14 protein-coding genes are annotated in these 19,731 nt (G+C 64.4%); 4 read left to right on the forward strand and 10 right to left on the reverse strand.

Annotated elements, in window-relative coordinates:
• The first annotated feature begins 19 nt into the window (after positions 1–19).
• The 4 genes from X742_RS169025 to X742_RS169010 are packed head-to-tail and all read left to right on the forward strand — an operon-like array spanning position 20 to position 4,078.
• Entirely contained in the window at positions 20–1,567 is a 1,548-nt protein-coding gene (locus X742_RS169025) for a sugar ABC transporter ATP-binding protein (RefSeq protein WP_023769575.1), read from the forward strand.
• Positions 1,564–2,544, forward strand: coding sequence for an ABC transporter permease (locus tag X742_RS169020; RefSeq protein WP_023769576.1), 981 nt, complete (start codon positions 1,564–1,566; stop codon positions 2,542–2,544). Before X742_RS169025 ends, X742_RS169020 begins: the two co-directional genes overlap by 4 nt.
• Complete coding sequence (locus tag X742_RS169015) at positions 2,541–3,527, forward strand: ABC transporter permease (RefSeq protein ID WP_023769577.1); 987 nt, start codon at positions 2,541–2,543, stop codon at positions 3,525–3,527. The genes X742_RS169020 and X742_RS169015 overlap by 4 nt, the downstream gene beginning before the upstream one ends.
• Positions 3,528–3,529: 2 nt before the next feature.
• Complete coding sequence (locus X742_RS169010) at positions 3,530–4,078, forward strand: gluconokinase (RefSeq protein WP_023769578.1); 549 nt, start codon at positions 3,530–3,532, stop codon at positions 4,076–4,078.
• Here the strand turns inward: X742_RS169010 and X742_RS169005 are convergent.
• The 10 genes from X742_RS169005 to X742_RS168960 form a co-directional block, all read right to left on the reverse strand.
• A complete protein-coding gene (locus tag X742_RS169005) occupies positions 4,073–5,221 on the reverse strand; it encodes a hypothetical protein (protein ID WP_023769579.1) in 1,149 nt (382 codons plus the stop codon). The genes X742_RS169010 and X742_RS169005 overlap by 6 nt on opposite strands.
• Positions 5,222–5,231: 10 nt before the next feature.
• Positions 5,232–5,681: an Rrf2 family transcriptional regulator gene (locus X742_RS169000; protein ID WP_023769580.1), complete on the reverse strand. Its 450-nt coding sequence runs from the start codon at positions 5,679–5,681 to the stop codon at positions 5,232–5,234.
• A gap of 246 nt (positions 5,682–5,927) precedes the next feature.
• On the reverse strand, positions 5,928–6,914 hold the full coding sequence (locus X742_RS168995) for a sulfate ABC transporter substrate-binding protein (RefSeq protein WP_023769581.1): 987 nt from the start codon (positions 6,912–6,914) through the stop codon (positions 5,928–5,930).
• Between the two features lie 273 nt (positions 6,915–7,187).
• Positions 7,188–8,228, reverse strand: coding sequence for a sulfate/molybdate ABC transporter ATP-binding protein (locus tag X742_RS168990; RefSeq protein WP_023769582.1), 1,041 nt, complete (start codon positions 8,226–8,228; stop codon positions 7,188–7,190).
• A gap of 12 nt (positions 8,229–8,240) precedes the next feature.
• On the reverse strand, positions 8,241–9,125 hold the full coding sequence (cysW, locus tag X742_RS168985; protein ID WP_023769583.1) for a sulfate ABC transporter permease subunit CysW: 885 nt from the start codon (positions 9,123–9,125) through the stop codon (positions 8,241–8,243).
• Positions 9,118–9,969, reverse strand: a complete 852-nt coding sequence (gene cysT / locus X742_RS168980; RefSeq protein WP_023769584.1) for a sulfate ABC transporter permease subunit CysT — start codon at positions 9,967–9,969, stop codon at positions 9,118–9,120. The genes cysW and cysT overlap by 8 nt, the downstream gene beginning before the upstream one ends.
• A gap of 22 nt (positions 9,970–9,991) precedes the next feature.
• Positions 9,992–11,020 (reverse strand): sulfate ABC transporter substrate-binding protein, encoded by a 1,029-nt coding sequence (locus X742_RS168975; protein WP_023769585.1) that lies wholly within the window; start codon positions 11,018–11,020, stop codon positions 9,992–9,994.
• A 210-nt stretch (positions 11,021–11,230) separates the two neighbouring features.
• Positions 11,231–11,953 carry a M15 family metallopeptidase gene (locus X742_RS168970; protein WP_023769586.1) on the reverse strand — a complete coding sequence of 241 codons (723 nt, stop codon included), beginning with the start codon at positions 11,951–11,953 and terminating at the stop codon, positions 11,231–11,233.
• An 18-nt stretch (positions 11,954–11,971) separates the two neighbouring features.
• Complete coding sequence (gene pbpC, locus X742_RS168965) at positions 11,972–14,077, reverse strand: penicillin-binding protein 1C (protein ID WP_031247570.1); 2,106 nt, start codon at positions 14,075–14,077, stop codon at positions 11,972–11,974.
• 198 nt (positions 14,078–14,275) lie between these two features.
• Positions 14,276–19,720, reverse strand: coding sequence for an alpha-2-macroglobulin family protein (locus tag X742_RS168960; RefSeq protein ID WP_023769589.1), 5,445 nt, complete (start codon positions 19,718–19,720; stop codon positions 14,276–14,278).
• Positions 19,721–19,731: the final 11 nt, after the last annotated feature.

Raw genomic sequence — 19,731 nt, forward strand, 5'->3', positions numbered from 1 at the left:
AATCGCCTCGGGAGGGTTGATGGACGGTGCGGCTCCACTCTTTCGCATGGAAGGCATTTCCAAGCGCTATGGCGGCGTGCGGGCGCTGGAAAAGGCCGAACTGACGGTCGGGGCCGGCAGCATCCACGCCATTCTCGGTGAAAACGGGGCTGGCAAATCGACCCTGATCAAGGTCATGGCCGGTGTCGTGGCGCCCGACGAGGGCCACATGACGCTGGACGGACGCGAGGTGACCTTCGCGTCGCCGGGTGCGGCGAACAAGGCCGGGATCGTCTGCATCTTCCAGGAACTGTCGCTGATCCCCGAACTCAGCGTCGCGGACAACATCGTCATCTCCGATCCGCCCAAACGCTTCGGCATGATCGACCGCAAGGCGCAGCGGCGCATCGCCGAGGACGCGCTGGCGCGCGCGGGCGCCGCCGACATCCATCCGCTGGCACTGGTCAAGGATCTGCCCCTGTCACGGCGCCAGATGGTGGAGATCGCCAAGGCGCTGGCCAGGAAACCGCGCATCCTCATCCTCGACGAAGCGACTTCGGCGCTGACGGCGGCGGATGTCGCGAAGATCTTCGGCGTCTTGAAACGACTGCGCTCGGAAGGGCTGGCGCTGCTCTACATCTCGCACCGCATGAATGAGATCGCCGAACTGGCCGACCATTGCACCGTGTTCCGCAATGGCCGCAATGTCGCCAGCTACGAGGCCGGCTCGAAGAGCGACAACGAGGTGGTCGAGCTGATGATCGGCCGTGAATATAGCCATATTTTTCCGCCCAAGCCAGCAGCGGCACCCGCCGGTGCCGCCCCCCGGCTCGAGGCGCGCAAGCTGTCCTGGGCCGACCGGCTGCACGATATCTCGCTGACAGTCAGGGCAGGCGAGGTGGTCGGCCTCGGCGGGCTGGACGGCCAGGGCCAGCGCGAATTGCTGCTCGCGTTCTTCGGTGTGCTCCGCGGCCTCTCCGGCGAGGTGCTGATCGACGGCAGGCCGGTGACGATCACCAGCCCGGCAGCGGCCCGCGAGGATGGCATCGGCATGGCCCTCATCCCGGAAGACCGCAAGACCGAAGGACTGATGCTGCCGATGACGGTGCGCGAGAACCTGTCCTTCGCCGCGCTCGACCGGCTGTCGAAAGGCGGCATCATCGACCGTGCCGCCGAACAGCGGCTGATCGACGACATGGTCAGCCTGCTGGCGATCAAGACCGCGGGCCTCGACATTCCGGTCGGCGCGCTGTCGGGCGGCAACCAGCAGAAGGTGGTGATCGCCAAATGGCTGATGCGCCAGCCGCGCATCATCCTGCTCAACGACCCGACGCGCGGCATCGACGTCGGCACCAAGCAGGAGATCTATCAGCTGATGCGCAAGCTGGCGGATGCGGGCGCGGCGATCCTGTTCTATTCGACCGACTATGACGAGCTGATCGGCTGCTGCGACCGGGTCCTGGTGCTCTATGACGGCGCCGTCAAGCGAGAGCTGGTCGGCGGCGAGATCACCGAGCGGGCGCTGATAGCGAGCGCGCTCAACATCCATGGCGAGGAGAGCCCGGTGGGCCTGGGAGCAAGCGTGTGAAAGATTGGCGCTACTGGCTGGCCGAGCAGCGCGGAACGTTGCTGGCGCTCGGCATCTTCATCGTCATGTTCGTCATCTATACCTCGAACCATCCGGCAGGCTTTACCGCCAATGTCGTGCAGACGGCGGCGAACAAGGGCGTGCTGCTTGCCTTCGTCGCCATGGCGCAGACGCTGGTCGTCATCACCTCCGGCATCGACCTGTCCGTGGGCATGATCTTCCTGCTCACCAACTGCCTGGCCTCCTGGCTGGTGGTGGGCACGCCGATGCAGACCACGCTCGGCGTCATCGCCGTGCTTGTGGCGGGCCTTCTGTGCGGCGCCGTCAACGGCGCCATCGTCATTTATGGAAGGCTGCAGCCGATCGTCGCGACCATCGCTACCGGCGCGGTCTACTACGGCATCGGCCTTTTGCTGCGGCCCTTTCCGGGCGGCTCGGTCAACGAGGATCTGGCCGATGCTATGACAGGACGTTTGTTCGATCTGGTGCCCGCAAGCCTGATCGTGCTGCTGGCGGTCGTGCTGTTGATCTGGGTGCCGTTCAGCCGCTCGGTACTCGGCCGTGCCGCCTACGCGGCCGGCTCTTCGGAAACAGCGGCCTACATGTCGGGCGTGCCGATAAGGCGCGGCAAGTTCTGCGCTTACACGCTGGCGGGGTTGCTGGCCGCGATCGGCGGGCTGTTCCTGACATTTTTCACCTATACCGGGGAGGCCGCCTATGCCAGCGGCAATGCATACACGTTGTTCTCGATCGCGGCTGTCGTGCTGGGCGGTGTGTCGCTGTTTGGTGGCAAGGGCAGCGCCATCGGCGCCATCTTCGGCGCCCTTGCCTTCCGCACCATCGGCGACCTGTTGTTCGTGTTCGACTTCGATCCGCTCTGGCAGCCGTTGTTCCAGGGCGTTATCCTGCTGGTCGCCGTCAGCCTCGGCGCCTTCGCCCTGTTTCGGGTCCGCAACCGGCTGGAGTGGTTCCTGTGAGCGAGACGACCTTGGGCGGCATTGCCGGCCGCATGCCGAAATTCATCCGCCGCGCCGATCCGGCGGTGCTGACCGCCTTTGCCTGCATCGTGGTGCTGCTGTTGGTCGGCAGTCTCTATTCACGCAGCTTCCTGTCGCCTGAATATCTCCTGCAGCAGCTCAAGGTGGCCTCGTTCCTCGGCGTCATCGCCACCGGCATGATGCTGGTCATCCTGCTCGGCCAGATCGACCTGTCGGTGCCGTGGTCGGTGGCGGCGGGCGCGATGATGGCCTGCGCGGCGGCCGCCTACGGTCCGGCCGGGGTGGTGCTGGCGATCCCTTTCGGCATCTTCTGCGGCGTGCTGATCGGCGTCGTCAACGGCATCGGCGTGGCCTATTTGCGCATTCCCTCGATGATCATCACGCTCGCCACCAATGCCGTCGCGCAAGGGCTGATGGTGGTCTACACCGGCGGCTTCTCGCCACAGGATTCGGCGACCGGCGCCATGCGCTACCTGGCCACCGGCTTCACCATTCCGGGCGTTCCCAACGCCGTCATCATCTGGGCGCTTATAGGGATTGCGATGGTGTTCGTGCTGACGCGCACCGGCTTCGGCCGCGCGGTCTATGGTATCGGCAACCGCGAGCGCGCCGCCTATCTCTCGGGCATCGACACGAGACGCGTGGTGATGATCGCCTTCGCCGTCTCCGGAGGGCTCTCCGCCTTCGGCGGCGTGCTGCTGGCCGGCTATGCCTCCAAGGCGGCGCAGTCGATGGGCGATGCCTATCTGCTGCCGTCGATCGCGGCCGTGGTGCTGGGCGGCACCTCGATCCTGGGCGGGCGCGGCTCCTATCTCGGCACCGTTGCCGGCGTCATCCTGATCACGCTGCTGCAATCCATCCTGTCGGTCATGCAGATGCCGGAGGCGGGACGGCAGATCATCTATGGCGTCGTCATCGTCACCATGCTCCTTCTTTATGGCCGAGCGCCGGCGAGCCGCTGACGGTGGACGAAAACGCAGCGCAGGCGTCGACAGGCGCTTCAGGTTTGGCGCCTCCGGCCATCGTGGTGATGGGGGTCGCCGGCTGCGGCAAGTCAGCCGTCGGCATCGCGCTGGCCACCGCGCTGGATGCCGTCTTCATCGAGGGCGACAGGCTGCATCCGCCCGAAAACGTCGCCCGTATGGCACGCGGCGAGCCGCTCACCGATCAACTGCGCGAAGGCTGGCTCGATGCGATCGGCGAGCAGATCCGGGCCACGATCGCCAAGGGGCAAGGTGTGGTCGCCGCCTGCTCGGCGCTGAAGCGCGGTTATCGCGAGCGCCTGCGCGGTTTTTGCCCTGATATCGTCTTCCTCTATCTGGAGATCGATCCCGCCACCGCGCGGCGGCGCGTTGGCAACCGCAAGGGCCATTTCATGCCGGCAAGCCTGGTCGACAGCCAGTTCGCCATCCTCGAGCCGCCGGGGCAAGATGAGCGGGCATTGACGCTCGACGCGACGGGGCCGGTCGACGAACTCGTTGGCCAGGCAATGCGCTTGGTACGCCGGTCATGAGGCTTCTTCAGCGCTGATGCCGATGCCGCCCTGGGCTTCCGTCAACCGCTCGTGGCGCGACCAGGACATCATCTGCTCGGGGTATTCTTTCAGCGCCTGCAGCAGGCGGTCGCGTTTGAGCAGGATGTAGCATGCCTGCAGGGCCATGTTCTTGGCGCCGTCCCTGATTGTGTCCGCTGCCTGGAGCGCCTGTGGAGCCGGCACCAGTTCGGGGCTCAAGACGGCGCGATATTCCCGGAAGGGAACGACCTCGAAGGTCGACATCGCAAACAGGGCCGTCTTGCCGCGGGCGGCGAAATTCGCCGGTGCCGAGGCAAGGTGCGTCCAGCCGCTTTCGCCAAGCGCGGTTTCGGCGAAGGTCGAGCCGGCGTGGGTGGTGTTGGTCATCATCACGACGCCGTTCTGCCTCAGCATCTTCTGAATGCGGATGGTGACCTGATAGGCGTCTTCACGGTCAAAGACGATCCGGCTTTTCAGGAACCGGTTCTCGACATGGACCATTGGCGGATTGAGAAAGCGCTGGCCGAATGCCGTCTCGGAAACGCCATGCGTGTTGACGCTGACCTGATGCGCTTCGATGCCGGCATCGTGCATGGCGCGCTTGCCGATCATTGTCTGGGCGGTGAACTGATCGCACCAGAGGATCGCGCCATGGCCGCGTTGCAAAGCGGCCTGCAAGTCCTCGAGCCCTTCCAGCCGGATCGCCGGCCTCCAGCGACGGGCGACCAGATGCGCGGCAAGTTGCATGCGGCGGCGATGGCGCGCCGCGAGCAATGCCTCGAACAGCTTGCGCGCATCGATGTCGCTGCCGAGCACCGCGCGGGTTGCAGCGGCATATCCGGGGAAATCCTTGCGCATATGGCGCTTCAGGCGAAACCTCGACGCCCAATCGCAAATCGGCGACCACCAGCGCACCGGCAGCACCGCCGCGACCGCGAGGTAGAAGAGGACGGCCAGGCTTTCGCGAAGATCCGTGGTGGAGAAGCGGCGGAGCTTGCCGGCGTTAAGCTGCTTGCGGCTGAAGAAGCGCACGTCCTCGGCATATTCGGGGACAAAGACGTCGGCGATGATCTCGGTGCGAAAGCTGGCTGCCGATGGCTTACGGGGGACTTTTCGGGATTTCGTGAACCTCGACAGCCTCATTCGCCCGGCTCTAGATCTGGGATGTCAACTCGACCGGAAAATCGTCGTTGTCGGCATCGCGCATGGCGGCGAGGCTGCGGTTGTCCAGCACCTCGGCGATCGCCTGGCGCACTTCCAGCATCATGTGACGGACCTGGCAGGTCGCTTCGTCGCAATCCTCGCAGCGCTGGTACTGCGTGCGGCTGGCGCAAGGTATCGGCGCCAGCGGACCGTCGAGCACGCGCACGACATGGCCGATCTTGATCTCGGAAGCGGGACGGGCGAGGCGATAGCCGCCTTCCTTGCCCTTGCGGCTCTGGACGAAGCCGGCGTTGCGCAATTCGCCCAGTATGGCATCGAGGAATTTCTTCGGGATGTTGTTGGCGACGGCGATGTCGTTGACGAAGGCCAATTGGCCGACCGGAAGATTGGAAAGATGCACGAGAGCCTTGAGGCCGTATTTGCCTTTTTTCGTCAGCATGCCCTGATAACCCGTTTAAGCCCCAACCACCCCGCATCTGGCGGCTGTTTGTGTGCAAATGATGACGGCATTGCTTTCACACGCTGCCGTTTCGCGAAAACAAGCCATTGGAAAGGCATGTTTGACACAAACGCGTTGATTGTTTGTAACGTTTTGCACGATGCGCGCCGGATTTGCCTTATCGCCTAAACAAGGAAAGCCGGCCCCGGGCCGGCTTTCGTCGATCTTATTGTTGGGCGTGGAGACTTACCGGCTCCCATAAGCTTGGTCGAGCAGGCCGCCGGCGGCGAAATGCTCTTTTTGGACCTTGTCCCAACCGCCGAAGACGTCTTCCACCGTCAGCAGGCGCACATCCGGAAAATCGGCCTTGTATTTGGCCGCGACAGCTGCGTCGCGTGCGCGCAGCCCATTCTCGGCGGCGATGCCCTGGCCCTCGGGGGTGTAGAGGAAGTCGAGATAGCTCTTGGCTAGGTCGCGCGTGCCGTGTTCGTCGGCGACCTTGTCGACGATCGCCACCGGGAATTCCGCCAGAAGGCTGACCGAAGGGGTGACCTGCTCGAATTTGTCGTCGCCATATTCCTTGCGGATGCCGCGCGTCTCGGATTCGAAAGTGATCAGCACGTCGCCGATCTCGCGCTGCACGAAGGTGGTGGTCGCGGCGCGCCCGCCAGTGTCGAAGATCGGCACGTTGTTGAACAGCTTGGTGATGAACTCCTTCACCTTGGCGTCGTCGCCCTTGAAGGCTTCCTTGGCGTAGGCGGTGGCCGCCAAATAGGTGTAGCGCGCATTGCCCGATGTCTTCGGATTGGGGAAAATCACCTGCACGTCGTCGCGCACGAGGTCGTTCCAGTCCTTGATGTGCTTGGGATTACCCGCGCGGACGAGAAACGAAGGCAGCGAATAGAAGGGCGAGGCGTTGTCTGGAAAATCCTTCTGCCAGTCGGCCGAGACCAGCCCCTTCTTCACCAGGAAGTCGACGTCGGTGACCTGGTTGAAGGTGACGACATCGGCGCCAAGGCCCTCGGCGATGGCACGCGCCTGCGCCGAAGTGCCGGCATGGGACTGGTCGATGCTGACGGCCGGATGCTTCGCGATAAAGGCCTTGTTGACCTGCGCGAAGAGTTCCCGGCCGACGTCATAGGAGGCGTTAAGCAGCTTGTCGGCCGACCAGGCTTGGGAGGATGCGAGGATGAGGCCGGCTGCGACGGCAACGCCGAGGAAAAATCGCTTCATGAAGGGCTCCGGATGCAACGCTCTATTGCCGGACCATAGCCGGGGCCAAGACGGGCGGCGAGGCATAGATTCAGGGCTTGGCACTTGTTGCTAGAAAACCGTTTCCCGAGCATGCGGATCGTAGTTTTTTCTTTCAAATAGGGTCATCCTGTGAACCCTGTCCTTGCCAGTCCCTTCATCCGATGATCCTGGTATTGTCCTTGAAAGGCCTGGTGAAACGGTAGGCGACCGCCGTCGGTCCGGGTGGCGACAAAATTCATATTGGTCGTGTTTTTATGCAGCCGGGAACAGCTTCCAGCGCCCCGGCCGGAACGCCACGCGGCTCTTCTGCGCCGCCGGATGATCGACCGGCAGTTCGATCTCGACCCGCTGGCGTTCGCCGCCAATTTCAAGCTCGACGCGCCTTGTGCCGGCGACGCGGCGGCTGGCGGCCACGGTGCCGGCGATGCAGCCGCTGCAACCGTCCAGCAGTTCGACGTCATGCGGCCGGAAGTAGAGCATCGCGTCGCCCTCGGGCGCATGCGGCGCCGACAATCCGATCGGACGGTCGGCCAGCCAGATCTCGCCATTCTCGACCTTGACGGGAAGGGAGCTGGATTCACCGATGAAGCCGTAGACGAAAGGCGAGTTCGGCGTGTCGTAGATATCATCGGCTGTGCCGACCTGCTCGATGCGGCCCTGGCTCATCACCACGACGCGGTCGGCAAGCTCCAAAGCCTCTTCCTGGTCGTGGGTCACAAAGACGGTGGTGTGGCCGGTGCGGTCATGGATTTCGCGCAGCCAGCGGCGCAGTTCCCGGCGCACCTGCGCATCGAGCGCGCCGAACGGCTCGTCGAGCAGCAGCACCTTGGGTTCGATCGCCATGGCGCGGGCGAGCGCCACGCGCTGGCGCTGGCCGCCCGAAAGCTGCGCGGGATAGCGCTTCTCCAGCCCTGAAAGCTGGACGAGATCGAGAAGCTCGGAGGCGCGGCGGCGTATTTCGGCGGCCGGCGGCCGCGTCGGCCCGTGCCGCACCTTGAGGCCGAAGCCGATATTGTCGGCCACCGTCATGTGGCGGAACAGGGCGTAGTGCTGGAAGACGAAGCCGACATTGCGCTCCTGGATCGATTTCTGCGAAGCGTCGTCGTCACCAAAAAAGATTTTTCCACGCGTCGGGCGCTCCAGCCCGGCGATCAGCCTGAGCAGCGTCGTCTTGCCGGAGCCGGACGGTCCGAGCAGCGCGATCAGTTCGCCCGATTTGATGTCGAGCGAGACATCGTGGAGCGCCGGAAACCGCTCGAACTCCTTGCGCACATTGGCAACGCGAACTTCCATGCAATGAACCTTCTAATGTCCGCGCGTCGCGGCGAGTTCGGCGCCGTAGCGCATCTCGAGCAGTGTTTTCAAGACCAGTGTGACGAGCGCCAGCCCGGCAAGCAAGGAAGCGACGGCGAAGGCGCCGACGGCGTTGTACTCGTTGTAGAGGATTTCGACATGCAGCGGCATGGTGTTGGTCAGGCCGCGTATGTGACCCGACACCACCGAAACCGCGCCGAACTCCCCCATGGCGCGCGCGTTGCACAGGAGCACGCCGTAGAGCAGGCCCCATTTGACGTTGGGCAAGGTCACGTACCAGAAGGCCTGCCAGCCATTGGCGCCAAGCGAAAGGGCGGCCTCCTCGTCGCCATTACCCTGTTCCTGCATCAGCGGGATCAACTCGCGCGCGACGAAGGGGAAGGTGACGAAGACGGTGGCCAGCACAATGCCCGGTACTGCGAACAGGATCTGGATGCCATGTGCCTTCAGCCACTCGCCGAGCAACCCCTGAGCACCGAACAGAAGCACGTAGACCAGACCCGAAATGACCGGCGAGACCGAGAAGGGCAGGTCGATCAGCGTGGTCAGGAAGGCCTTGCCCTTGAACTCGAACTTGGCGATCGCCCATGCGGCCGAGATGCCGAAGACGATGTTGAGCGGGACCGAGATCGCGGCCACCAGCAAGGTCAGGCGGATCGCCGAACGCGTGTCGGCATCGCTTAGCGATTGCAAGTAAGTGCCAACGCCTTTGGCGAAAGCTTCCTTGAAAACAATGATCAGCGGCAGCAACAGGAATACGGCGAGAAAGACGAAGACGATGGCCATCAGCACGGACTGCGCCGGCCGGCTCTCGGTCACCGCCGCCGAGCGGCTTTCATGAAACGGTTCGTAGGATTTGATCTCGGGATCAGCCATAGCGCTTGCGGCTCCATGTCTGCACCAGATTGACGATCAACAGCATGAGGAACGACAGCGCCAGCATGATCGCCGCGATCGCGGTCGCCGCCGGGTAATTGTATTCCTCGAGCCGGATGACGATCAAAAGCGGCGCGATCTCGGATTTGTAGGGCAGGTTGCCGGCAATGAAGATGACCGAGCCGTATTCTCCGACTCCGCGCGCGAAGGCCAGCGAGAAGCCGGTGATGATGGCCGGCGCCAGGCCGGGAAAGAGCACGCGGGTGATGATCTGGAAGCGGCTGGCGCCAAGCGTGGCTGCGGCTTCCTCCACTTCCTTGTCGATTTCTTCCATGATCGGCTGCACGGTGCGCACGACGAAGGGCAGGCCGATGAAGATCAGCGCAATGACGATGCCCAGCGGCGTGTAGGCGACCTTGATGCCGAGCGGCATCAGCAATTTGCCGATCCAGCCATTCGGCGCGTAGAGCGTGGTCAGCGCGATGCCGGCCACAGCCGTCGGCAGGGCGAAGGGCAGGTCGACCATGGCGTCGACGATGCGGCGGCCGGGAAAACGGTAGCGCACCAGCACCCAGGCGACGAGCGTGCCGAAGACGACATTGACGACAGCCGCGATGAACGCCGTACCGAAGCTGATTCGAAGGGCGTTGATCGTGCGGCGGTCGGTGGCGATGGCCCAGAAATCGACCCAGCCGAGAGCGGCCGAACGCCAGATCAGCCCGGATAGCGGGATGAGGATGATGAGGGTGAGGTAGGCAAGCGAGAAGCCGAGCGTCAATCCGAAACCCGGAATGACGCTCGGCTGTCTGAACCGCCACCCCGCCTGCGCGGGTGCTGTGGTCATGTCGTCCTGATCTAGGTTTAGCTCACTGGGCCGGCTTGTAGATCTGGTCGAATATACCACCGTCGCCGAAATGATAAGGCTGCGCTTTCTTCCAGCCGCCGAAAAGCGGATCGTCGATGGTGATCAGCTTGACTGGCGGCAGCTTGGCGAGATCCTCGGGGGGAACCAATTCGGGCTTGGACGGCCTATAATGGTTCTTGGCGATGATGGTCTGGCCTTCCTTGGAATAGAGATAGCTCAGATAGGCCTGGGCCACCTTGCGCGTGCCCCTGGCGTCGACATTGGCGTCGACCACGGCCACCGGTGGCTCGGCCAGGATGGAGGTCGGCGGATAAACGATGTCGAAATTGTCGGCGCCAAACTCGTCGAGCGCCAGATAGGCGTCGTTCTCCCAGGCGATCAGCACGTCACCCAGGCCTTTTTGCGCGAAGGTCACCGTCGAGCCGCGCGCGCCGGTGTCGAGCACCGGAGCATTGGCGTAGAGCTTGCCGACGAATTCCTTCGTCTTGGCTTCATCGCCGCCATCGTTGGCATTGGCATAGGCCCAGGCCGCGAGATAGTTCCAGCGTGCGCCGCCCGAGGTTTTGGGGTTAGGCGTGATCACCTGGACGCCGTCCTTGACGAGGTCGTTCCAGTCGTGAATGCCCTTGGGATTGCCCTTGCGGACAAGGAAGATGATCGTCGAGGTATAGGGCGCTGAATTGTTTTCGAATTTGGTGCGCCAGTCGGGATTGATCTTCTTTGACTTGGAGACGATGGCGTTGATGTCGCCTTCGAGCGCCAGCGTCACCACATCGGCGTCGAGGCCGTCGATCACCGCGCGGGCCTGGGCACCCGATCCGCCATGCGACTGCTGGATGGTCACCGTCTCGCCGGTCTCCGTTTTCCAATGCGCGGCAAAGGCCTCGTCATAGGCCTTGTAGAGCTCGCGCGTCGGATCATAGGACACGTTGAGAATGGTGGTATCGGCGAACGCGAAACCGAGCGTGCCGAACTGGACAGATGCGGCCATCAGTGCGCCGAGCAATTTCCGGAAATGAGGTTTGGTCATTTCTGCCTCCTTTGAACCCGCGCCAAATCTAGCGAATTGGTAGAAATAAGATGCATTGAATGTTGCCTTTTTTGCCCTCGTGAAGAAAATCTTCGGCGATATGTCGTTGTTGTGAGAACTATTTTGCTCGGGGTCGCTCCGCGCCGGAGTCGGCCCGCCATCCGGCCTATCTAGGGATGCGCGGTTGCCGGGCAAGGCTGGTTGGGCAGGTTACTCGGCGGTCACCGGGAAATCGAAACGCTGCTTTTGAAATGGCCCGCGGGCCAGCGCAAAGTGCCACCATTCGCGCGTGTGGTTCTTGAACCCGCCAGCACGCATGGCATCGACGAGCAGCTTTCGGTTTGCCGCCGCTTCGGCGCCGAGCGGGCGATGCGCGGTCTCGCTCTTCGGGTCGAAACAATCGAAGCCGGTGCCGAAATCGACGGTGTCGGCATTGATCGCGCCGCAGGCCGGTTTCGGCACGGGGGTACTGTCGACAGGCCCGATGGCAACATCGACGGTCGAGCCGCGCGAATGGCTGGACCGTTCACCGACATAGCCCTTGGCGATGAGATCGCCACGCTTGACCGTCGGATACCATTGCGGGTCCGGCGGTCCACCGGCGGCCGTCCAGTGGCCCATATCGGCCACGGCGCGGGCAGGGCGGTAGCAGTCGAAGACGACCAGCGTCAGGCCTCTGGTGGCGATCGCCCGCTGGACTCTGGAAAGCGCCTCGGCGGACTCCCGGGTCAAAATGCAGACCGGCGCGTCATAGCCATTCACCTTGCGGTGCAGAAAGTTGTCGGTTGCGGCGTAGCGGATGTCCTGGCGGATAGATGGCGCGACATCGGCGAGGCGAACGAAACCCGCGGGGAGGGGATCGGCACGCGCCGGCAGGGCGAAGCCGGCAATCATCAGCGCACAAAAGCCAATGCGCTGAATCGGTTGGCGCATACTATTCAAGGATCGCTTTCACTGGACGAACACTTTCACACTCGCCGCTCGTCCGGCCGCATCTATCACGGTGAGCGTGGAATAACCCGCGCCGTCGGGCAGCCAGGTCGCGGTGCGGCGGCGGTCGAGGCCGATGAGGGGCTTGCCGTTGGCCAGCCAGCGGAACGGGGCGCGGCCGCCTTGCAATTTCAGCACCAGCGGCGAGGCGTCGGCCGAGTTGGTGGCGAGATCGACGCGGGCGCCGTCAGGCGGGAAGATGATGGTCGGCGCCGGTTCGGTCGGCGTCGCCTGCACCAGGCCATCCGCGCCGGCGCCGAAGCGGGCAAGCGTCACAGGCAAGTCCTCGCGCTTGGGTGCGAAGGCACCGGGCGGTTTGCCCGGCAGCGGCACGGTGGCGAGGCCGGAGCGGACAAAACCTTCGAACAGGATGGGAGCGGCCGAGACATAGCCGGAGAGGCCCGGCACAGCGCCGGCATCGGGCCGGCCGACCCAGACGCCCAGCACATAGCGGCCATCGAAGCCCACCGACCAGGCATCGCGATAGCCGTAGGAGGTTCCGGTCTTGTAGGCAATGCCGCGCTGCAAGGCGCCTTCGGGCGGTTTTACTCCGGAGAGGATGTCGATGATCTGCCAATTGGCCTGGTCGTTGAGGATGGTGGTGGTCGAACTCACGGCATTGGCCGGCTCGGTGCCGTCGCGCAGCGAGTGCGTCTTGCCGCCATTGGCGAGCCCCGTATAGAGCTGGACGAGGTCTCGCAGCGTGACGCCGACGCCACCAAGGCCGATCGCCAGCCCCGGCGCCTCATTGACCGGCAGGATCGGGTTGACGCCCGCCTGGCGGAACCGCGCCGTCAGCCGCGCCGGACCGACCGCGTCGAGCAGCCGAATCGCCGGCACGTTGAGCGACAATTGCAGCGCCTGGCGGATCGAGACATCGCCCTGATAGCCCATGTCGAAATTTTTCGGCCTGTAGCCGCTGAAATCGACCGGGCTGTCCTCGATGAGCGTCTCCTGCGCCACCAGTCCCTGTTCGAAGGCGAGGCCATAGATGAACGGCTTCAGTGTCGAGCCGGGCGAGCGCACGACCTTGGTCATGTCGATCCAGCCGGAACGACTGGAATCGAAGAAATTGGCCGAGCCGACTTCGCCCAGAATGTCGCCGGTGCGGGCATCGGCCAGCACCATGGCGACCGACAGACGCGGCCCGAGCCTGGTGGCGGCGTCGCGGGCCACCTGTTCCAGTCCTTGCTGGACGCTTTTGCGGATCGTCAGCTTGAGCGGCTGGCCGGGGACGGCCTTGGGCAGCATCGCGTAAGAGGCATGGGCGGCGAGCGCCGGCAAGCGCCGGCGCAGGCTCAACACATCCTCAAGCGCCGCGCGTGCCGCCTCGCGTTGGCCGATCAGGCCTGATGAGACCATGCGGGTGAGCACACGGTCGCGAGCTGCGTGGGCGATCTGGAGGTTGCGGTCAGGGCGGCGCTTTTCCGGCAATTGGGGGAGGGCCACCAGAAGCGCGGCTTCGGAAACGGTGAGCCGCTTTGGCTCCTTGCCGAAATAGGCCAGCGAAGCGGCACGTACGCCCTCCAAATTCCCGCCATATGGCGCCAGTGTGAGATAGCGTTCGAGGATCTCGCGCTTCGACAACCGCCGTTCGATCTGGACGGCGCGCAGCATCTGCTTGATCTTGGATCCGAGGCTGCGGCTCTCGCGCGGCTCGATCAGGCGGGCAAGCTGCATCGACAGGGTCGAGCCACCGGAGACGATGTGGCCGCTGGTTGCGAACTGGCCGGCGGCGCGCGCCAGTGCCAGCACGTCGACCCCCTCATGGTCCCAGAAGCGCTTGTCCTCATAGGTGACCAGCATGTCGACGAACTGCTTGTCGACCTGGTCGAGCCGGGTTTCCAGCCGCCAGTAGCCGTCCGGCGTGGCGAAGGCGCGCAACAGCTGGCCGTCGCGGTCCTGGACTTCGGTGGAGACCGTGAGCCTTTCAGGAAGCGGGGGCGGGAAGGCACGGTCGAGTTGCCAGAGGGTGGCGGTGGAGAGGGCGAGAAAGCCGCCGCAAGAAGCCGCGGTTATGGCGGCGCGGCGCAGGAATTTTCTGGAGAACATGGCGCCGCCGCTCATTGTCCTGCCGGACATTTCTCCCCGTATAGAAACGGGGAGAAAGAGGCTGTTGCTGATGGTTTCGCCAATCGCCAGCGTTGCAGAAAAAGCGGCGAAGTTCGAGATAGCTCCCTTCTCCCCGTCACTATACGGGGAGAAGGTGCCGGCAGGCGGATGAGGGGCAGCGCCGTCGTCCTGTTCATATTCGCCAGCATCGCCTTACGGTGCCTTGATCTCCATCATGCCGGTGGCGGTGCGGGCTGAATATTGCGGACGGTACATGTCCTCAACCGTTGCCGCCGGATGGGCGTAGGTACCCGGCGTCACGGCGCGCACGACATAGGCAAGCGTCAGATTGTGGTCATGGTCGCCATCGGCCGGGTTGAATGCCGCGACGAACCGGTCGCCGCGGAATTCCAGATGCGCGGCGTCGGTCTGTGCCAGCCAGGAGAAGTTCGTCAACTGGGCGCTGGAGACGAGGCCTGGATTGTCGATCTCGAAACCGGCCGGCAACAGGTCGGTGACCAGCAGGCGCGACGGCCAGCTGTTCTGCTCGGTGACCTTGAGCACGACGACATAGCGTTCGTTCTGGGTAGCCTCGGTCACGTTGGCTTCGGTGCCGTCTAGCTTGTAGTAGGTGCGGCTGATGGTGAAGCCGTCACCGCCGGCCGGCAAGGGCTGGATCGGCGACGCCACGGTGGTGACGACGGCCTGCAGCGGGGTCTTGCCGGTGTTGGCGACTTCCAGCGGGCTGTCGACCAGTTCAGAGCCGTTGACTCGGTTGGAATAACCACCCGAATGCGGCGCGCCATTGACGGTCAGCGCGATGGAGTCGTTGCCTTCCTTCAGCGCGCGCGCCGCCAGCAGCATCCAGGAATCATCCTGGGTGCTGGTCCAGCGCGCTTCGGCGCGTTCCCTGGTCACCAGTTTGATCAGCTCGGGCACGATGGTCGATACGGGCTTTGATTCCGCCGCCAGCGACAGCATGGCCGCGCCGTCACGCAACGCCGAACCGTAGTCGGAGCGGTACCAATCGTAGTCCGTGCTCGATTTGGCGAGCTGCAGCGCGGTCTTGAACGTCGCCTCCGAACGCTGCGCGTCGCCATAGAGCGCCAGGCTGGCCGCCAGCTGGGCAACGGCCATCGGGCTCGAGAAGGCTTCGAGCTGCGTGTCTGCGTAATAGCGCAGATCGCCGATCGAGGCCTTCTTGTTGCGGGCGAGCACATAGAGCGCGTAGGCGATCTCGCTGCCGCGGTCCTGTACGCTCTGGTCGTAGCCGAGCGAGTTCTGCAGGTTGTTGAGTGCCTGGTTCATCGCGAGAGCCGGCACGTCGTATTTCTGCTCCCGCGCCCTGGTCAGGAATTCGCTGACATACGCGTCGAGCCACGGGTCGCCGGAGCCCGGACCCCACAGGCCGAAGCTGCCGCTCGAGGATTGGTAGCTCAGGACTTTGTAGATCGCATCCTGAATGCGGCCGTGCAGGTCCGGATCACTTTCCATGCCGACGCCGGATGCCATCTCGTTGACGTAGAGAAGCGGCATGGCGCGGCTGNGCGTCATCAGCAGCGAGGGCACGTCGAAGGCCGCCGCCTGCGAAACGCCGACACTGACCGAAGCGCCGTCGAGCAGGTTGGCCGCCAAGAGTTCCTTGTCGATGCGCAGCGCGCCGCCATTGCCCTTGAGGTCGACCACAAGGCGCGTGGTGACCGGCAATTGCGCCGGGCGCACCGGCACATAGAGCGTCTGCTCGACCTTGGTGCCGTCGGCGTGCGCCAGCTTGATGGTGAGCGAGGCATTGCCCGCCGTCCTGGCGATCAGCGGCACGGTAAGCGTCTGGCGCTTGCCGTGTGCGAGCGTCAGCTTCTGGGGCAGGGGCTTGTCGCCGGTCGACAGGTCGCCCGTCGTATCGATCGACAGCGCATAGTCGCCGGCCGGGCCATCGGTGTCGGCCACGTCGAGGCGCATGACGGCGTTGTCGCCAGGCGCCAGAAAGCGCGGCAGGCCGGCGGTAATCACTATGGGATCGCGCACGATCACGTCCGCCTGGGCATGGCCGACCGCTTCCTTGGTCCAGGCGACGGCCATGACCCGCACGGTGCCGTTGAACTGCGGGATATCGAAGTCGATCCGCGCCTTGCCGTCGGCGTCGAGCTGGACGATGCCGGAGAAGAAGGCGACCAGCTTTTCGGTGGGCGGGCTGCCCTGCGCCTGCATATTGGCGCCGTCGCCGCCGGTCCGGAGCTTGCCGGTGGTGCCCAGCGAGCCATCGATCAGGCGGCCGTAGATGTCACGGATCTCCATGCCCAGCATGCGCTGGCCGAAGAACCAGTTCTCCGGGTCTGGCGCCTTGTAGTTGGTCAGGTTGAGGATGCCGACGTCGACGGCGGCAACCGTGACATAGGCGTTCGTGCCCGGCTGCACGCCGGCCACGGAAACCGGGACCGACAGTTGCTGGCGCGGCACGGTCTTGTCGGGCGGCGTCAGGGTGATGGCGAGCTTCTTGGCGCCCGGATCGACCGTCAGCCATTTCACGCCGATGGCGCGGGCCGGCATGCGCGTTTCCTGCGTATCGCCCGGCCGGAACAGGGTGGCCGTGACATAGGCGCCGGCGCCCCAATCGTCGCCGACCGGAATGTCGACGGTGCTGCCGCCGGCCGGCACGGTCGCCGTGATGGTCTTCAACAGCTTGTCGGAACCGATGTTGACGAGAAGTTCGCCGGCAAAATGCGGCGAGATTTTCAGCTTGGCAACCTCGCCCGCGGCGTAATTGTCCTTGTCGAGGGCGATCTCCAGGCCGTCGGGCGTTTCGGTGGTCGTCGAGGCGACATACCAGCCGGCGTCGAACTCATAGCTGGTCGCCGGCCCCTCGGGATCGGATGTCTCGACCTCGAGCCGGTACTGGCCCCAATCGACCGGCACGGAGACGGTTGCGTCGCCGTCGGCGCCGAGGTCGACCTGGCCGTTGGCAATCGACTTGGTGAAGGAGACCGGCTCGTAGTTCCAGGAATTGTTGGAGCGATACCACTGGTAGTTCCGTTCGACCTTGACCAGTGTCCACTGCGCGGCTTTCAGCGCCTCGCGCTTGCCGTCGGGATCGACGGCGATCAGGCTGAACTTGGCGGTGCCGCCCTGCGGCACCTCACCATCGGCGAAATCCGGACGGATGCCGATCATGTGGCCTTGCGGGCGGATGCCGATGTTGAGCGAGCGCTCGATGGCGCGGCCGCCGGTTTCGCGCATGCGCACCGTCACCTTGCCGTCGACCAACTTGGTGGTCGAGGGCAACTGGTCGACGGTAACAGGGAAGGTCGCCTTGCCGTCATCGCCTACCACCGGCAGGTCGGTGAGCGGCGTGACCGTCGGCTCCGACGACTGCTCGTCGGCGAGGCCGAAGGAAAAGTCGGGGAAGCGGTCCCAGTCACGAGAGGTCGACAGCGTCAGCTCGCCTTCCAGCGCAAGGCCCGCCGCCGGCGCGCCATAGAGGAAGCGGCCGTCAATGTTGATGTTGGCGGTTTCGCCCCGCGCAATCTCCTGCTTGTCGGCCTTCATGTCGAATTCGATGCGATCCGGCACGAAGTCCTCGACCAGGAACATCTGGCTTGCCACCGCCGGCTGCTTGGGGTCGGTATGGATCGACACCGACCAGGTGCCGCGCATGGCGTTGGGTTCGAGGGGCAGGTCGACGGCATGGCCGCCGGCCGATGCGCCGTCACTGACGATGCGGCGGTCCTCGACGCCATCGGGGCGCGAGAAGATGAAGGTCAGCGGCAGGTTCTCGACCGCCTTGGCCGCACCATCGCGGGCAAGGGCGGCGACATGGACGTCCTCGCCGGCGCGGTAGATGCCGCGCTCGGTCCAGGCATAGACGTCGAGCGCGCCTGGTGCCGCGCGTCCGGTGACGCCGCGGTCGGACAGGTCGAAGCCGGCCTTGGCCATGTCGAGGAAGACGAAATCATTGTCGCCCTGCTTGGCCATCAGCACGGCCGGCACCATCCCGCCGTCACCGCGCGTCAGGCCAGGGTTGAAGACGGCATGGCCGTCGGCATCCGACGTCGCGGTGCCGAGAACCTCGTTGTTCCTGGCAACGAGCGTCAATTCGGCGCCGGCAATCGGCTTGGCGCTGCCTAGCGAACGGGCAAAGACATTGAGCCCGTCCTGGCCGGTATAGGTCGACAAGCCGATGTCGGAGACGACGAACCACTGCGTGGCCAGCGAACCGTAGTCGTCGCTCTTGTCGTTGACGGGCTGCGCGGTCAGCACATAGACGCCGGGCTTGCGCTGCGGCAGCGCTTCGTCGACCGGGAAGGAGGTGGTGACTTCCTTGTTGAGGTCGTTGCCGATGTCGAGCTGGCCCTGCCAGACCGGCGCGCCCATCTGCTCGGAGATGTTGGAGATGTCATAGCCGTCGAGCTGGTGCAGGAACTGATAGCCCGACAGAAGCTGCGCCAGCGAACGGTCGCCGATGCGGTAGAGCTTCATTTCGGCGGCGTTCATGTTGACGGTGACGACCGGGATGCCGCGGCGCGCGCCGGCCGGCAGCACGAAGCTGTCGCCGGTGAAGCGGGCGGACGGCGCGCGGTCCTGCACATAGATCGACAGCACCACTGGGGCGGCGGTCACTTCGCCGATCGCGGCCGGCAGGCCGGCGCGGAAGGTGACGTCGTAGTGCTGGCCATGCTCCAGGCCTTCGACGCAGATCTGCTTGTCCTTGGCCTCGACGCCTTTTGGCGGCGCGTTGTCGACGGTGACGAACTGCGCGTAGTCGACGCCGGTCTTGACTAGATTCTCGGAGAATTGCGCGCAGATGCGCGGCGCGCTGGTGTCGGCATCGATGCTGTGATCGACAACGCGGAACCCTTTGCGGGCTTTCAGATCGGCATAGTCGGCCTGGACCGCGGGCGAGCCTTCCAGCGCAAGGCTGGCCTCATAGGCCTGCAGCGCCGGCCGGTAGAGATCGCGCTTATCGAGACCGTCGCCGAGCAGCGCCAGCACTTCGGCGCGAGTCTTGGTGGTGCGCAGCAGCTTATAGGCGTTGAACGCGGCCGACGTGCCGTTTGCCGGCAAAGTCGAGGCTTCGGAGGTGTTGGCGGCAGGCTGCACGGCCAGCTTTTCGCGCGCCAGCTTGAGCCAGAGCTGGCCATCGTCAGGCATGACCGAGACCGCGGCCTCGTATTTCTGCATGGCGGAGCGATGGTCGCCGGTCAACACGGCCTGTTCGGCGGCATTGGTCAGCGCCGCCATGCCCTCTGTCGGCTTGTCGAAGGCCGGGCCGAGCAGCTTGTTGCGGTATTGCTGGGCCTGGTCGGCCATCCAGTTGGGGAAGAAGGCGAGTTCCGGCGGCGCGCCGATATCGGGATCGCCGTCTATGTTGACGACCTTGCCGGCGATCGCGCCGGTGAAGGATTTCAACTGGTTATAATCGGATTTGAGAAAGCACCATTTTGCCTTGGTGTTGTAGGTGAAGGCGCGGCAGGCCGGATCGCCGAGGCATGTCGTCTTGCACTGGTCGAGCGTGACGTTCTGGTCGGACCGGAGATCGAAGCCGAAATAATCGGAATTGTCCGTCGTCGCGATTCGCCGGGCCTCGGCCGCTTGCGCGACGCTACCCCAGGCAAGAAAAAAAAGGACGAGAATCGACAGACCACGAGCCGCGCGCATTGCCATTACACCCTCCA

Source organism: Mesorhizobium sp. LNHC229A00 (assembly GCF_000502415.1).
Lineage (GTDB): Bacteria > Pseudomonadota > Alphaproteobacteria > Rhizobiales > Rhizobiaceae > Mesorhizobium.

What these genes read in the sequence shown, in the direction of transcription:
- X742_RS169025 (WP_023769575.1), top strand. Translation starts at nt 20, where the DNA reads ATGGACGGTGCGGCTCCACTCTTTCGCATGGAAGGCATTTCCAAGCGC.
- X742_RS169005 (WP_023769579.1), bottom strand. Translation starts at nt 5,221, where the DNA reads ATGAGGCTGTCGAGGTTCACGAAATCCCGAAAAGTCCCCCGTAAGCCA.
- X742_RS169000 (WP_023769580.1), bottom strand. Translation starts at nt 5,681, where the DNA reads ATGCTGACGAAAAAAGGCAAATACGGCCTCAAGGCTCTCGTGCATCTT.
- X742_RS168995 (WP_023769581.1), bottom strand. Translation starts at nt 6,914, where the DNA reads ATGAAGCGATTTTTCCTCGGCGTTGCCGTCGCAGCCGGCCTCATCCTC.
- X742_RS168990 (WP_023769582.1), bottom strand. Translation starts at nt 8,228, where the DNA reads ATGGAAGTTCGCGTTGCCAATGTGCGCAAGGAGTTCGAGCGGTTTCCG.
- cysW (WP_023769583.1), bottom strand. Translation starts at nt 9,125, where the DNA reads ATGGCTGATCCCGAGATCAAATCCTACGAACCGTTTCATGAAAGCCGC.
- cysT (WP_023769584.1), bottom strand. Translation starts at nt 9,969, where the DNA reads ATGACCACAGCACCCGCGCAGGCGGGGTGGCGGTTCAGACAGCCGAGC.
- X742_RS168975 (WP_023769585.1), bottom strand. Translation starts at nt 11,020, where the DNA reads ATGACCAAACCTCATTTCCGGAAATTGCTCGGCGCACTGATGGCCGCA.
- X742_RS168970 (WP_023769586.1), bottom strand. Translation starts at nt 11,953, where the DNA reads ATGCGCCAACCGATTCAGCGCATTGGCTTTTGTGCGCTGATGATTGCC.
- pbpC (WP_031247570.1), bottom strand. Translation starts at nt 14,077, where the DNA reads ATGAGCGGCGGCGCCATGTTCTCCAGAAAATTCCTGCGCCGCGCCGCC.